Origin of the sequence: Methylophaga sp. UBA3603 (genome assembly GCF_002375335.1) — a bacterium.
Taxonomy (GTDB): Bacteria; Pseudomonadota; Gammaproteobacteria; order Nitrosococcales; family Methylophagaceae; genus Methylophaga.
This window is the reverse complement of the sequence record NZ_DFMC01000010.1, coordinates 93,911-108,535: the sequence shown is the minus strand read 5'-3', so window position 1 is coordinate 108,535 and position 14,625 is coordinate 93,911. Positions and strand designations below refer to the sequence as shown.

The 14,625-nt window shown below is 45.0% G+C and carries 13 protein-coding genes; 11 read left to right on the top strand and 2 right to left on the bottom strand.

Annotation, left to right across the window (positions count from 1 at the left end; genetic code table 11):
* The first annotated feature begins 16 nt into the window (after nt 1-16).
* Both B4F66_RS11290 and B4F66_RS11285 read left to right on the top strand, forming a co-directional pair.
* On the top strand, nt 17-1,198 hold the full coding sequence (locus B4F66_RS11290; RefSeq protein ID WP_292353875.1) for a hypothetical protein: 1,182 nt from the start codon (nt 17-19) through the stop codon (nt 1,196-1,198).
* Nucleotides 1,189-2,115: an EamA family transporter gene (locus B4F66_RS11285; RefSeq protein WP_292353877.1), complete on the top strand. Its 927-nt coding sequence runs from the start codon at nt 1,189-1,191 to the stop codon at nt 2,113-2,115. The genes B4F66_RS11290 and B4F66_RS11285 overlap by 10 nt, the downstream gene beginning before the upstream one ends.
* A 164-nt stretch (nt 2,116-2,279) precedes the next feature.
* Here the strand turns inward: B4F66_RS11285 and B4F66_RS11280 are convergent, their stop codons facing one another.
* Entirely contained in the window at nt 2,280-3,227 is a 948-nt protein-coding gene (locus B4F66_RS11280) for a PRC-barrel domain-containing protein (protein ID WP_292353879.1), read from the bottom strand.
* Nucleotides 3,228-3,579: 352 nt separating this feature from the next.
* On the opposite strand from B4F66_RS11280, the gene trhA reads away from it, so the two are divergent.
* From trhA to B4F66_RS11235, 9 genes are all read left to right on the top strand, one after another.
* Complete coding sequence (trhA, locus tag B4F66_RS11275; protein ID WP_292353881.1) at nt 3,580-4,236, top strand: PAQR family membrane homeostasis protein TrhA; 657 nt, start codon at nt 3,580-3,582, stop codon at nt 4,234-4,236.
* Nucleotides 4,237-4,461: 225 nt separating this feature from the next.
* Nucleotides 4,462-6,192 carry a DUF4153 domain-containing protein gene (locus tag B4F66_RS11270; RefSeq protein ID WP_292353883.1) on the top strand — a complete coding sequence of 577 codons (1,731 nt, stop codon included), beginning with the start codon at nt 4,462-4,464 and terminating at the stop codon, nt 6,190-6,192.
* A 248-nt stretch (nt 6,193-6,440) separates the two neighbouring features.
* The gene (locus B4F66_RS11265) at nt 6,441-7,343 is read left to right on the top strand and encodes a lipid kinase (protein WP_292353885.1); all 903 of its coding nucleotides are present in this window, start codon (nt 6,441-6,443) and stop codon (nt 7,341-7,343) included.
* A gap of 1 nt (nt 7,344) precedes the next feature.
* Entirely contained in the window at nt 7,345-7,779 is a 435-nt protein-coding gene (locus B4F66_RS11260) for a hypothetical protein (RefSeq protein WP_292353886.1), read from the top strand.
* A gap of 367 nt (nt 7,780-8,146) precedes the next feature.
* Nucleotides 8,147-8,506: a DoxX family protein gene (locus B4F66_RS11255; RefSeq protein WP_292353888.1), complete on the top strand. Its 360-nt coding sequence runs from the start codon at nt 8,147-8,149 to the stop codon at nt 8,504-8,506.
* Nucleotides 8,507-8,608: 102 nt separating this feature from the next.
* Complete coding sequence (locus B4F66_RS11250) at nt 8,609-9,379, top strand: M90 family metallopeptidase (protein WP_292353890.1); 771 nt, start codon at nt 8,609-8,611, stop codon at nt 9,377-9,379.
* 396 nt (nt 9,380-9,775) lie between these two features.
* Nucleotides 9,776-10,762 carry a GGDEF domain-containing protein gene (locus B4F66_RS11245; protein ID WP_292353892.1) on the top strand — a complete coding sequence of 329 codons (987 nt, stop codon included), beginning with the start codon at nt 9,776-9,778 and terminating at the stop codon, nt 10,760-10,762.
* A gap of 201 nt (nt 10,763-10,963) precedes the next feature.
* Nucleotides 10,964-12,964 carry a primary-amine oxidase gene (locus tag B4F66_RS11240; RefSeq protein ID WP_292353894.1) on the top strand — a complete coding sequence of 667 codons (2,001 nt, stop codon included), beginning with the start codon at nt 10,964-10,966 and terminating at the stop codon, nt 12,962-12,964.
* Between the two features lie 9 nt (nt 12,965-12,973).
* Nucleotides 12,974-13,708 (top strand): cytochrome c oxidase assembly protein, encoded by a 735-nt coding sequence (locus B4F66_RS11235; RefSeq protein ID WP_292353896.1) that lies wholly within the window; start codon nt 12,974-12,976, stop codon nt 13,706-13,708.
* Here B4F66_RS11235 and B4F66_RS11230 read toward each other — a convergent pair.
* Nucleotides 13,664-14,620 (bottom strand): helix-turn-helix domain-containing protein, encoded by a 957-nt coding sequence (locus tag B4F66_RS11230; RefSeq protein ID WP_292353898.1) that lies wholly within the window; start codon nt 14,618-14,620, stop codon nt 13,664-13,666. The two genes, B4F66_RS11235 and B4F66_RS11230, sit on opposite strands and share 45 nt — an antisense overlap.
* Nucleotides 14,621-14,625: the final 5 nt, after the last annotated feature.

The window sequence follows — 14,625 nt, the reverse complement described above, 5'->3', positions numbered from 1 at the left end:
AACAGGAGGTTTGATAATGTCGGACGATGATTACCTGGCCTGGTACTACTTTAACGAAAATCGTTGGCATGGGCCCGTAAGTATTAACAAACTCAAATCATTATATTTTGGAAAAGAAATATTTGAGTCAACCAAGGTGGTTAAGCACTCTGATATCACTGATTTATCCAAGGATAAGGTAAAAGAAAGTGATTCGTTAGTCAGAGACCTTGAGCAATGTGAATTCTATCAGGACACAATTGCCAAATTGAATCTGCTTTACAATGAGGATGTTGCGGTCAGAGACTGGTCATCCAATAGTGCCATAGTCCCCATTCTGGGGTATGCCGTACTGGTTTTCTTTCTGATGTACGTTGTAATTACCACGCTGCCGGAGAGTTTCCTACATTTCGAACTGTCTGCCTCAAGAATTGTTTATTTACTGTCTTTGAGTGTGTACATTGGATTTTGGTTAGCTTATTTCTCATCCAGCAAAAAACTGAGATTCCTCAATGTCGCCACGCTCAGAAGAATACTGACGGCCTCCAGCCTGCAGTGGAAAGGCGAAGAGGGGAATGCAGGCGTTGTGGATGATCCCTTTTCTGTTAAGCACCAGCTTGAAGAATCCTATCGCGAGAAGGCGCGTGCTGCGATGACGGTAATCGCTATTATGATTGCTGGCAGTCTGATTCTTCTTGTACAGACTAACCAGTACCTGGTATCAAGAGCGGACTTCCTGACTTTACCTTTCATTTGGGAAAGCACCTTTTTGGCCTTGTCGGCCTTGTCATCATTTATCGCTTTCATTTCCTTTTTGTTATCAGTGGATGCACTGGACTCTATGTTCAACCGTTACCTGACAGATAGAATCGAACTGAAAATGGTTAGAAAATTCTATAGGTTCACTCTGAACCCTAAGTATATGGGGCTCATATTTCTAATATTAGGTATTACCTCTTTTGCAGCAATACATAATGGGTTGATTGCTTCTATTATGCTGTGGATTACTATGTCGATCGGCTATTATCACTGGTTCCCCTACCATGCCACTCTGGATGATCTTTCCTCAGAAGATTACGCTGAAAATAACCACGGCCTGGGAATGAGAATTCTGTATTCGGGTTTTGCCAGAGAGAGACTCAGGCTAATTATTAGAATTCCATTTTTTGGGGTGTTAACACCCTGCTTAATTTATGCGTACCTGGTTCTATGGAACTAACAGATATTTTTTCAAATTGGCCTAGTTATACTTTGCCCGTTATGAGCGCAGTTTTGTGGGCGTTGTCCGCACCAATTGTTAATCTAGGTTTAGATAAAATTCCCCCAAGGCTAGGCAGTCATGGCGTTCTGTTGGGCTTGTTTGTTGCCTTGAGTTCCGCTGCGTTGTGCCTTGCCATTTGGGCTTGGCTGAGCGGCGCAGTGATAAATTTAAATTGGCGTCTGGCAGCAGCTGGGGTGTTCACTTTTCCCGTGGCCACTGGCATGTACTACATTACGGCGGTTGCTTTTAAAGGCCAAGCTGAGGTAGCAGCCCAATTCGCAAAACTCAAACCACTGATCTCGATTATCTTTGCAGCGGTCTTTGTAGGTGAGGCGCTGAACGCCGAGATGGTGTTTCCGATTGTGCTGATAGCTGCGGGTATAAACATTTTTATTGTCACCGCAATACGCGGAAAAATTACCATGCAGGCGGTGTTTTTGGGAGCACTTACCGCGATGGCCTGGTCTGTAGGTGAAACCTTCATGATTCTGGGCCTGACCGGCGGTTCTCCTCTGACTGATAATTTCGTATCTTTAGTGTTTGGTGCCTTAGCTATAGTGCCGGTTATGCTGGTTTTTAGTAAAAAGTTGTATATTGAAAGACACTCCCTGGGGGGGGGATGGCTGTTGGCTTTTGCAGTGCATGGCATCATTAGTTTCTGTTTAGCTTATGCGTTATTTTTCGCGGCGCTGGAGTCGGTAGGAATGTTAAAGACAGTAGTTATTAATGCCTTTTGGCCAGTGCTGGCACTGCTTTTTACCTATGTTATTAATCGGGTCCGAAGAGTGAAATACATGGTTCCCTACTATGCATGGTTAGCCGGAATTCTGCTTTGCAGTGGTAGCGCCGTGCAAATATGGAACATGGCAACTTAAAAGGCATACCTGATTAATATGCTCGAACCTGATAGTTCAGATCGGCCAGCTTGATTCCAGGTATCATCATGCCCCAAAAAAAAGCCCGATGAAACATGCGTTCCACCGGGCGAATTATGATCATCAGTTGGCTAAGAGGACAAAAAAGCCAATCAGATTATCAATTATTGACGTAATGCAGTGCTGATGGCTGCATCACCTTCCAGTTCAATATAGTCTTCTGAACCGTAATCATTCATCTCTTTAAGCTGAGACTGTGTTGCTTTAACGTGCAATTCATCATTTGTGCGAGTGAACTTTTCAAGCGGTATCAAAATGGTTTTGCCACCTACGCCGAGCAAACCACCAACTGTAACAACGGCATGAACGTTTTGGTTATCAGGGCTCATAACGATTTTTTCAATACCGCCGATATCTTCGCCATCACTGGTAATGACGTCCATGCCATTCAATTCATTGGCTGACATATCGTACAGTCCACCTCTGTTAGCTGGTGTGCCTGCACCGGTTGGGCCATGAGGTTGTTCATTCATTTCAACATCATTGTTTCTATCCATTTGGCCTTTCATCTCAACATCAGTGTCGGTTTCGATTTCTGTATTACCGATTTCTTCTTCCTCTTCTTCTTCCTCGGTTACATTACTTTGATGCTCGGATAATGGACGATCAGTTTTTGCTGGATCAGCTCTATTGCCTGCGCTAGGGCCTTCATCATCTAGAGTATGGTTAAATTCGGACTCATCGGCATTTTGACCATCAGATGATTTTTGCTTCTGCTGATCAGCTTTATTGCCCGCACTGGGACCTTCAGCATCGATGGTTTCGTTAAACTCTTCTTCATTGGCATTTGGGCTATCAGTAGATTGTTGCATCTCTTTATCAGCGCTATTACCTGCTCTGGGCACATCAGCATCAATGGTTTTATTAAACTCATCTTCGTGATTCGGCATTGCTGGATGCGTTGAAGATGATTCATTCTGTTGCATCTCGCCTTGTTTACTCGCATCCGATCCATCGATAGTTTTCGAGTAATCATCTGCTGCAATGGCCCCTGAGCTGAAAATCGCGGTAAGGGCGCTGGCTATTAATGTTTTACGAAAAATAGAATTCATAAAAAGTACTCCTATTCGTACTATGAGCGTTTTAAATCTTCGATCCAATCCGGCGGATTGATATCAGACTTGCCATAGTGTGAAGAGAGTATTGGCTACATTGAAAGCAGTGTCTGTGCGTTGTCGAACCAAGGGAAGTGAGTTGTAAAATGTAGATATGCCCCCGAAGATTGCCGCAAACAAAGCTTTGCTATACACCGATGAATTTGGACATGGCTCTTAGTCAGGATTTAACTCAGTCTTTGTTGAAATGTGTGGCATAAGCGCATGGGCTTAGAGTAATTATTTTGGTCATGTTCACAGCTCATAATTTACATAAAGTTGCTGATCAACATTCCCAGAGGAGGGGCGTATGCAAAAATCACATAGCAGATTCAAGCGGGAGCAATCTGGTGGGGAAGAGATTGCCAATGCGATCAGCCATGGATTCGGACTTGTGGCTGCACTGATTGGTACGCCTTTTTTAATCACACAAGCTGTTCGTCAAGCTGATACGGCCTTTGTAGTCGGAGTCAGTATATTTTGCGCGACGATGATAATTCTTTACCTGGGTTCTTCGCTGTATCACGCATTGCCTGCGGGGAAGGCGAAGCAGCTTTTCCGGCGTATTGAACATTCTGCAATTTATCTGTTGATCGCTGGGACGTATACACCTTTCACCTTTGGTGTGCTGTATGGCGCATGGGGCTGGACACTATTTGGCATTATCTGGGGGCTGGCAGGTATTGGTATTGTTCTTAAAATAGTTGAAAAACAACAACATCCGATCTTCTCTACCAGTCTTTATTTATTAATGGGATGGGTGATCTTGGTGGCTATCAAGCCTTTGCTGGAAAACTTACCCACTACTGGTTTTTTATGGTTAGTGGCAGGTGGTTTGTCTTATACCTTGGGGGTTGTGTTTTTTGCCACCGATTCAAAACTGAAATATGGTCACTTTATATGGCATTTATTTGTTCTGGGGGGGACCACATGCCATTTTTTTGCCGTGTTGTGGTATGCCGCTTAGCTGAATAAATAGGGTTAATGTTGGAGTTATATACCTGGTTTAGGTGTTAGGGGCAGTTTACTCCCAAGTAAAGATGATTAACCCACCATTAGGCTTGTTTAACTTTTAGGGTGAGAGCAACTCAGCTATTTTTTCTCAATTTGACTATCGTATTCCAGAAAATTTGGATTCTGTCGTGTTAAAACTATTCACTAAACCAAAACGAAACTAAGGACGGCTTTCCCCATGGAATTGAATCAACAGGATAAATCCACGCAATTACCATCAAAACTGATGATTCTGATATCACTATTGCAGGGGCTCGGTTTGCTGTACCTGCATCAAGCCATTGAACTTCATTACTGGCCACACGGCCAACCAGAATGGTTATTCGCTTTCTATAGCGTGATGTTTATTTGGCCGATTATGCTGTTGCTTGGGCTGGATCAGAACAATGGACGGGCAATGGTCAAAGTTACCTTGCCATTCGCGCTGGTCAGCGGTCTGCTGGGATATTACGTCGGCCATCAGGTCACGCCCATCGAACATATTCGTTTTAATGTACTGTTGTTCAGCTTTGTGCTGACGATGGTCATCGCAACTTTTAAAGCGTTAATGTACAGCCAGCAATGGGCCAGAGGGGAACGTGTTACTTATAGCGCGTTGTTTCTCTGGTCATGGCGTAATTTCCTGACTTTGTCTTTGGCAATGCTTTTTGCTGGCAGCTTCTGGCTGTTGCTGATGTTGTGGGCCGCGCTATTTAAAGCTATCAATATTGATTTCTTCAGTGACCTGTTTGAGCAACGCTGGTTTTATTACCCTGCTATTGCGCTTGCCAATGGCTTCGCCATTATCATTTTTCGCAAACTCACTCATATTATCGATACCATTACCCGTCTTCAGCAGGCGTTGATTAAATTTCTGCTTGTGCTGCTGTCGTTGGTCTCACTGCTATTTCTTGGCGCTTTACCCTTTACCGGTCTCGAACCATTGTGGGAGAGTGGGGGGAGCAGCCTTATTCTATGGATGCAGGCCCTGATTTTGTTTTTCGTCAATGCCGTGTATCAGGATGAGCCGGACAACTGGCCTTACTCGGTTTGGCTGCACCGCTTTATTTATATCTGTATCGCGATACTGCCTGTTTACAGTGTGATCAGCTTCTATGGTTTGAGCCTGCGTATTGATCAGTACGGTTGGAGTCTCAGTCGTTTTTGGGCTTACCTGATCTGGTTTTTACTGGCATTGTTCGCTATCGGCTACCTATGGGGTATTGCCAAATACCGGGATAGATGGACACATCAGCTCAGCCGGACGAATGTTGCCATTGGTCTGGTCGTATTGGTGGCGATGCTATCGGTTAACTCTCCACTGCTGGATTTCAGAAAAATGGTCGTGGCTGATCAATTGCAACGGCTGGCTGACAACAAAGTCACTGTTGAAGACTTCGACCTCAGCTATTTTCGTAACCACTTGGCACGGCCAGGCTATGAGGGATTACAAACCCTCAAAGCACAATACGGCGAAGCACATCCAGGTCTGTTGGTCAGAATCAACGCTCTGTATGCCAACGGTAACAATGAGCGTCCCAGCTCTACCCGAGACGAATTTATCGCTGCCATCACCCTGTTATCCGATAATCCACCTGAGACGTTACTGACGGCTATTTATAAACAGGAGACAAAAAATCACTGGAACCTGCGGCAGACACAGCAATATTTTTTACAGGCACTGGATCTGGATAAGGATGGAGACCAAGAATATCTTTGGATTGAAAAAAAACCTGAACAAACCGTAATAAAATTATTTTTCCAGCAGGATAAGCAATGGAAATCGTCTTATCTTGGAAGCTTTCGAAAAGAGAACAATGATATTGACCAGTTTTATCAGGCGTTATTAGCGGGTGAAATTAAGGTGGCGCCATCACGCTGGAATGATGTAATTATTGGTGACCAGCGATTCAGGGCGGGTCTGGAGTAGGGGAGCGCTGCCTTATCTTACAAAAAGCGCTCCTCGTGCCTTGATTGACGCTTTATCAAGTCATGACAGAGGCGGAAATAAATAAACACACCCTACAATCATGAGGCGGCAGCTATATTTTGCGACGACGTTTGGTGCATCGGGTATCTTGATTAGGGTTAACGCCCCGATCGTATTAAGTACTTATAGTCTTCTTGTAGCGTTTTTCATTTTCCTGACGAAAACTATTTTAACAAGGTAATAAACACTTGCAGCACGCGTTGTTAATTATTAATCCGCATAGCCGAAATGGGCAAAACGAAGCCTTGGAGGGAGCCGTGCGATTGCTTGAAGCTTCAGGTATCGAGGTATCCGTTTGTGAGTCTGAGAGTGAGTCCCATTTGGTGTCGCTTATTAAAGATTATGAACATGAAGACGGAATCGTCATTATAGGTGGTGGCGACGGAACCATTAGTTCAGCTTTGCAGCCCTTACATAGCTGTAAACGAACTTTGGCTATTTTCCCGATGGGAACGGCCAATGATCTTGCACGATCGCTTGGTGTTCCAGAGAATTTATTAGACGCTGCACAGGTCATCGTGGATGGAAGACGCGAAAAGATCAGTTTAGCTAAGGTCAATAATGAGCATTTTTTTATCAATGTGGCTCACATGGGGTTAGGTGTTGATGTGACACGTGAACTCACTTCAGATAGCAAAAAGTTCTTTGGTATTTTTGCCTATCTGGGCGCTTTTTTAAAAGCGATAAAGCGAAATAAAAGCTTTAAAGTACACATTAAAACTGATGACTGGCACATCTCCACCCGGGTGATTCATCTGGCGGTAGGTAATGGTCGGTTTTATGGGGGAGGCAATATCGTTGATCAACGATCAACGTTGCTGGATGGACAGCTGAATTTGTTTTTTATCAAGCCGCAACGATGGTGGCAACTGTTGTTGCTCGGGCCGAGTTTACGACAAGGCGCTTTGGATACGACAGACCGCATCGTCCGTAAAGCAGCTGAAAAATTCAGCATCCAGACTTCTAAACCAAAAGAATTGGAAGCCGATGGTGAATTTAAAACGACAACGCCTGTAGAATTTGAAGTCATCCCTAAAGCAATCGAAGCCATTGTTGGTGATATTCCAACATCAACCACAGGAAACGTTTGATATGTCGATACTACGCACCGATGACCAGGCAGATGCTCTGGAAATTTTAAAATTAATCATAGAAACAGCCGACTTTTACCGGGCAATGGGTGAGTTATTAACCGAGGATAATGTTGATCATCAGCTGTTTGAGATTGCCAGCGAAAGGGAAAGTTATATAGAGCCGTTTCGAGAGGTCGTTAAAGCGCTGCACGAACTTCCGTCGACACCTGATTCCGATAAAGAATTGGTCGAGCAGCTTGGTGGCAAAATGACCCAGTTGCTTTCTGCTGATTCAACAAATGCTATTTTGGATAAATGTCTCAAAAAAGATGAGGCGCTGGTAGAGCTTATTAGTAAGACGGCATTAGGTGAGCAATCGACGGAGTTCAAAAGATTACTTTATTCTCTGGATCAGCATCTCGCCAATACCAAAAAAATCCTGTTAAATAACTAACTGACGGGGTTCAGAAACAGACCATGGTCAGGCCATATAGCCATTGATATATCTCTAGAATAAAGAAGTTATGGAAAAAAAGCTGAAAGACAAATTGCAACGGATATACGTTTATATCATGGTAATAGCCGCCCTTTTTGTGATTGCCATGACGTTTTATCACGGGTTTTTAAAGTTCAAAGAGATCCTAAGCCTTTAATTCGATTCAAACCGCATTTTGCAACATTTTCTGGCGCGCTCATACGGCTGGTGTTGCCATCCTTTGATAGGCCGTTTTAATCACCTTCCGAGGGATTTAAGCCATGTTTTGTAACAGTCTTTGATTTCATTTGTCTTTGAGCTATAAACAGTCTGAGGGATGTTGATCATGAATGCTTTTTCAAAACATGCCAGTTTGCTTCTGGCCGCGATTTTTCTCCTCACGGGACTAGCAAAGCTCGCTGGCCTGGAGTTTGAGATTCAGGCTTTTGAACGTTGGGGATATCCACTTTGGTTTATGTATCTGGTCGGTTTTATTGAAGTGTCAGGTGCAGTGGCATTGCTGTTCAAACAGGTGCGAGCCCTAGCAGCAGCGGGTTTGGGTTTATTTATGATTGGGCCTGTGGTGACACACGTTTTACATGCAGAATGGGGCATGATGATGGTTGCCTTGGCCATCATGCTGTTTTCAGTTTGGATTGCCTGGCAATGGCGCAAAATGGTTTCACTGCCATTTTTAATTAAGTAAACCGCTTTTTATGTTTGAATGTTTCCCCTGACTCTCTGGATATCAGGTGATTGAGCTCTGATCCGTTCGAAGATTTTGCAGTAGTTAAGGGGTACCTGAAACATGTTTAAGCGATTGCATGACTGGCTCGAAGGTCGTCGGATTAAAAAAATGGGGTTTACCGCCGACCAATGGGAGTCGGCGATTGCCGATTGGCCGGTCATGGAGCGTTATCAAGGAACTGAGCGTGACGACCTACGCGAGATGACCTTTCGTTTGCTGGCTCGGAAAAACGTGCTTTCTGGAGCGGAGTTTCAATTCACAGATGCGATGTGCCTGAAACTCGCCACTATGGCTTGTGTGCCTATTCTGCATCTTGGCCTACATTGGTATGACCATTGGAAGACCATCATTCTCTATGAGGGAGATTTTCTGCCCAACCGGCCTTATCGCACGGATGATGGTGTAGTTCACCCGAGAAGTCCGGGCCTGAGTGGTGAAGCCTGGGCGCGTGGACCGGTGATTTTATCCTGGCAGGCGATTACTGAAAGCGGCGGCACTACTCGTCACGGCAAGGCCAGTAATGTGGTCATTCACGAATTGGCACATAAGATCGATATGCTCCGTGATGGCGCCAATGGGGCACCTCCGATGCATCCTGATATGCGACCTGGTGAGTGGCACGATATTTTTACTGCTGCATGGGATCGCTTGGAAAATGACAGGCAACACCATCGCTCATTGCCACTTGATGAGTATGCGTTAAACAGCCCGGCAGAATTCTTTGCTGTCTGCAGTGAGGCTTTTTTTGAGTCACCGGAAACCATGAAGGAAAAAATGCCCAAGGTTTATGGTTTGTTGTGCCAGTTTTATCGTCAACAACCCATACGTTAGCGATTTCTGGCAACTAAGCTCATTCTTACAGAGATATAAAATATTTAGGAGTGGCAATCACACGTTCACCACGCGGAGCATGGGATCGAGCTCAAAATTCTATTGAGGTTATGGCCGCTTTAACGGTGACTTGGCTATTACCTCAATCAAATGCGATATGTGCCTGCACGGTTGTTTTGGCAAGGCGACATGTTGGTCACAGAATATGGCATATTCTGTAACAATTACTCGATTCATTACTTTTTTTTACTTCGAATGTTTCAGTTTGTAACAGAACAGGGCATTCCAACACGTTTATCAGTAGAATTAGAAACGACATGATGCGGAGTAAACGTAATGTGGACAACAAATATTTTGTTGGTAGCAAGGCATTCTAAATATGCCGAGTTACGTTAAGTGACAGCATATTCAAAGACCTTGATACAGGAATCACCGGTTCGGGTGAAGACCATTGTTGGGGTTGCATTTGTGGTCTTTGTAGTTCTCATGCCTTTTTCACTCTATAACTTTTTCATGGAACGCTATGTTCTGGGCGTGGGCTCGTTATCCGTAGTTTCGATCATGGCGCTTAATGCCTGGAACTGTTGGCATGGACGCTATTATCCTTTTTTGATATTGGTTGGCTTGACACCAATAGTTGTTATTTTCCTAGGCTTCACTATTTATCAGCAGGGCCTGATTGGTTTGTTATGGTGTTACCCGGCAGTGATTTCCTTTTATTTCATGCTGCCGGAACGCTACGCCTGGGGAGCAAATATTGTTTTACTGGCGATGTCATTGCCAATGTCATGGCTGTTTTTAGATGCCGAACTGGCATCAAGGGCTACCGCCACCTTGCTGTGTGTCAGTGCATTTGCCGTGATTTTTGTTCGGGTGATCAGTATTCAGCAACATGAATTACACGAGCTGGCCATGACTGACTCGTTAACGGGGCTGTCAAACCGCGTGCAGTTACACGACTCGCTGGAACAAGCTGTGCAAATGTTTGAGCGTCATGCGGTGCCAATGACGCTGATTTCATTGGATCTGGATAATTTCAAGAAGATTAATGACACCTTGGGGCATGATGCCGGTGATGACGTTCTGCGTGGTATTGGCAAACTACTGCAAAAGCGTATTCGGCGCTCTGACAAAGTATTTCGTCTGGGCGGGGAGGAGTTTCTGATCTTGCTTTATGAGACTGATTCAGCACAGGGTTTGCTGGTTGCTGAGGAGTTGCGCAAGAAGATTGAATCCATGCGTTTATTACCGGATCGAAGCGTAACAACCAGTGTTGGTATCGCCACATTGCAGCCAAAAGAAGATTGGCGGGATTGGATGAAACGTAGTGATGACAATCTATATCGAGCCAAAAAGGAAGGCCGCAACCGCGTGCTAGCCTGATAATGGCTGTTTTATAAACGGGTCGATCTGCTTCAAAAAGTTGTGACCAGAGTTGAGTTCCCTCAGTGCATGGGAAAAGTCATTAAATAATGCGTGTTAGTTTTTTCATAATTAACACAATCGACTTTTGCCAGTTTGTGATATTGCGCATTGTTGAAGTGACTAGTATGGAGTGAGAAATGTTATTCCATCGAGGTCACCATGAATACGCCAATCCACACTGCTTACAAACCAGAAACCACACCCGGCATTAAACCTACCCATCCGTTAGATCCATTGACCCTTGAAGAATTGGCCGAAGCCACTTTGCTGCTCAGAAAAGAGAAACAGCTCAGTCCCTCATGCCGTTTTCCCTATTTGCAACTGGATGAACCTGCCAAAGATGAAGTACTGGCCTTTGAGGCGGGTAACCCCATTTCTCGTAAAGCCTTTGCGGTGGTGCTGGATAAATCGACGGGATTGATTCACGAAGCCAAAATCGATCTGATTGCTGAGCAGATTATCGAGTGGAAACAACTGGACCCGGAAGTCAGCGGTCAGCCGCCGATAATGATTGAAGAGTTCTTCAGCTGTGTGGATATTGTGCAAGCCGATGAAGGCTTCAGGGCTGCGGTGAAGCGTCGTGGTTTAACCGACAAAGACATTGAAAATATTCAAATCGATCCCTGGTCATTTGGTTATTACGGTGATGATGAAAAATATCGTGGTCGCCGTTTGATGCGTGGGGTTGCGTTTGTACGGGATGAGATCGTCGATAACGGCTATGCCCGTCCGATTGAAGGCCTGATGGCGATTATTGATCTCAATGAAGAGAAGGTTATTGAGATCATTGATGACGGTATGAATACACCGGTCCCCAAAACCAAACGCAATTACGATACACCGTCATTAGGCAAACCCCGTGAAGGCCTGAAACCGTTACATATCGTGCAACCGGAAGGAGTCAGCTTTACTGTGGATGGCTGGAGGGTGGATTGGCAGAACTGGTCATTCCGAGTGGGCTATACCCCACGTGAGGGACTGGTGCTGAATCAAATCAGCTATAAAGATGGCGAGCGGGTTCGTCCTATCATCTATCGGGCGAGTATCAATGATATGGCGGTGCCGTATTCTGATACCGCGCTCAATCATTACTGGAAATGTGCTTTTGACGGTGGAGAATACGGGCTGGGTCGTATGGCCAATCAACTGGAACTCGGTTGTGATTGTCTGGGTTCTATTCGTTATTTTGATATACCTGCCGTCGATGATCAGGGGCTGCCGTTTCTGATGAAAAATGCCGTGTGTATGCATGAAGAAGACTACGGCACCTTATGGAAGCATTACGAGTTTCGTAGTGAAACCTATGAAATGCGTCGTTCACGTCGCCTGGTCATCAGCTTTTTCTGCACCGTCGGTAACTATGATTATGGTTTTTACTGGTATCTGTATCAGGACGGTACCATCCAGCAGGAAACCAAACTGACCGGCATTATCCAGACCAGCGGTATGGTGCCAGGCGATAAACCTAAATTCGGAGGCATTGTCACGCCGGAAATTTACGGCCCTACACACCAGCATTTCTTTAATGCCAGGCTGCATATGATGTTGGATGGCGAAAATAACTCCGTAGTGGAAACCAACTTTTCACCGGCCGATCAGAATGCGGAAACCAACCCGTGGGGCAATGTATTCAAAACCGAAACCACCTTATTCAAAACCGAACTCGAAGCCACCCGTGAAGCCAATGGCGCGACAGGACGTTTCTGGAAGATCATTAATCCTAATCTGAAAAATTCGGTCGGTAATCCACCAAGTTATAAATTGGTGGCAGAGCATAATCCGCTGATGCTGGCGGGCCCCAATAGTTACATTGGAAAACGCGCCGGTTTTGCCAGCAAGTATTTATGGGTGACGCCGTATGATCCCAATGAAATGTATTGCTCAGGCATGTATCCCAATCAGAATAAGGGTGATGGTCTGCAATACTATGTGGAGAAAAATCGACCGATTGAAAACACCGATATTGTGGTCTGGCATACCTATGGTCATACGCATGTCTGCAAACCGGAAGATTTTCCAATTATGCCGGTGGAGTACGTTGGCTTTTCGTTAAAACCCAATAACTTCTTTGACGGCAATCCGGCAATGGATCTGCCGAAAGAGGTGGATGGCTATAGTGTTGATACCGCATCTGCTTCTGGCAGTTGCTGCTCCAAATAAGTCAATACGATGCTGCTCACCACGGTGGATCTGTTATGCAGTGTGATCTTTGTGATCACGCTGCATCAATGGACTGTTGCCAATCAACTAATCAACCGACCATTGTTATTTATTATCGGGAATGTGGTGTTTTTGACCGGTATGCTACCGTGGTTTGATGCCTTGGCGCGCTATTCAATCTGGTTGCACAGCGCTCAGAGTGTGATGGTGCATCATCTTGCACCGTTATTATGGATCAGTGCGTTGCAGCATCATTCAACTCGTCCGATAGCGAATAGTGTTGTTGAATCACATTGGCCGTTTACATTATTAATGAGTGGCTTTGCCGTATTAACCTGGGTGTGGATGTTACCGGAATTGCATCCGTTATTTATGCAAAGTGCACTGTTATACAGCGTGATGAAATGGCTGATGGCCTTAAGCGGAATAGTCTTGTGTTTGATGATGATACAAAAACATCAGCAGACAAGTTATTGGCAGAATCTAACCCTGATAACGGTGATCATGCCGTTGGTCATGTGGGGAATGTTGATGCTGGTGTTCCCAAATATGTACAGCGATACTCATTCAGAACCTCACCATCACCATATGATGATGAAAAACTTACCGGACTGGCTGCAGCTTTCTTCGGTCGCTGATCAATATTTGGGTGGGCTGATATTTATAATAGCTGGATTAGCCTATTGGCAAACCGGAACATCAGGCATAAAGCTTACGCGTCATGCTCGGCGTTTCGCCAAATAAACGGCGATATTCCTGCGAAAAATACCCCATATGAAAGAAGCCGTAATTGGCGGCGATATCCGTTATCGAAAAAGCAGTCTGCAATAACTCACGCCGTGCGGCATTCAGTTTAACAGCCCGCAAATATTGCATCGGCGAGGTGCCGGTGGCTTTATGAAAACTGTAATTCAATGTGCGATGCGGGATATGTAATGACTCACAAATATCCACCACACTGGCACAGCTGCCTTCGCTTGACGTCACATAATCATGGCAGCGTTGCACAATAGAATTATGTTGATTGCCCAATCTTTTTGGATGACTGATGCCGGTTTCCTTAGCGTCATATATGACCAACACCATTAATATAATCTGGTCTTCAATGGCTTTTAGCTGTTGCTGGATTTGGCTCTCTGATAATGCCGGGTCTTCGGGAATAGACGTTAACTGCTGCAGCATTGCGGCAAGATGATGACGAAGCCGGGTTAACGTGGCAGAGTCCGTTTTCACACCATGACTTTTGTTAAACCCGATAAGACGTGAATAGGTTTCAGGACTGAGCAATTGACTTAGGCGTTGCTGATCAACGGCTATGACGCTGTAATCCAATTCTGCGGGACCTACAAACGCGAAATCACTTTCGTAAGGGAGCAGAGTCACCCCATCGGCCATGATCTGCCGGGCCTGGTCAGAAGTATCACTGGCATCCATATGATGAGGAATCATTAAACTGATTTTGCCAGTGGGTGTATGGGTGTTCTGCACTACGCTTTGTTTCATTCGTTCACGAAAAACCCGCACGGAATCCAGCTGGATATCTTCAAGGAAACCTTCAAATTTGCCCGAGCTTAGTTGAGCATATTCCTGCGGCCAGTTCTGCAAAGAATGGGCATGTTGATTCACATCATCAAATACGGCAGATTGACTGAACATAATGC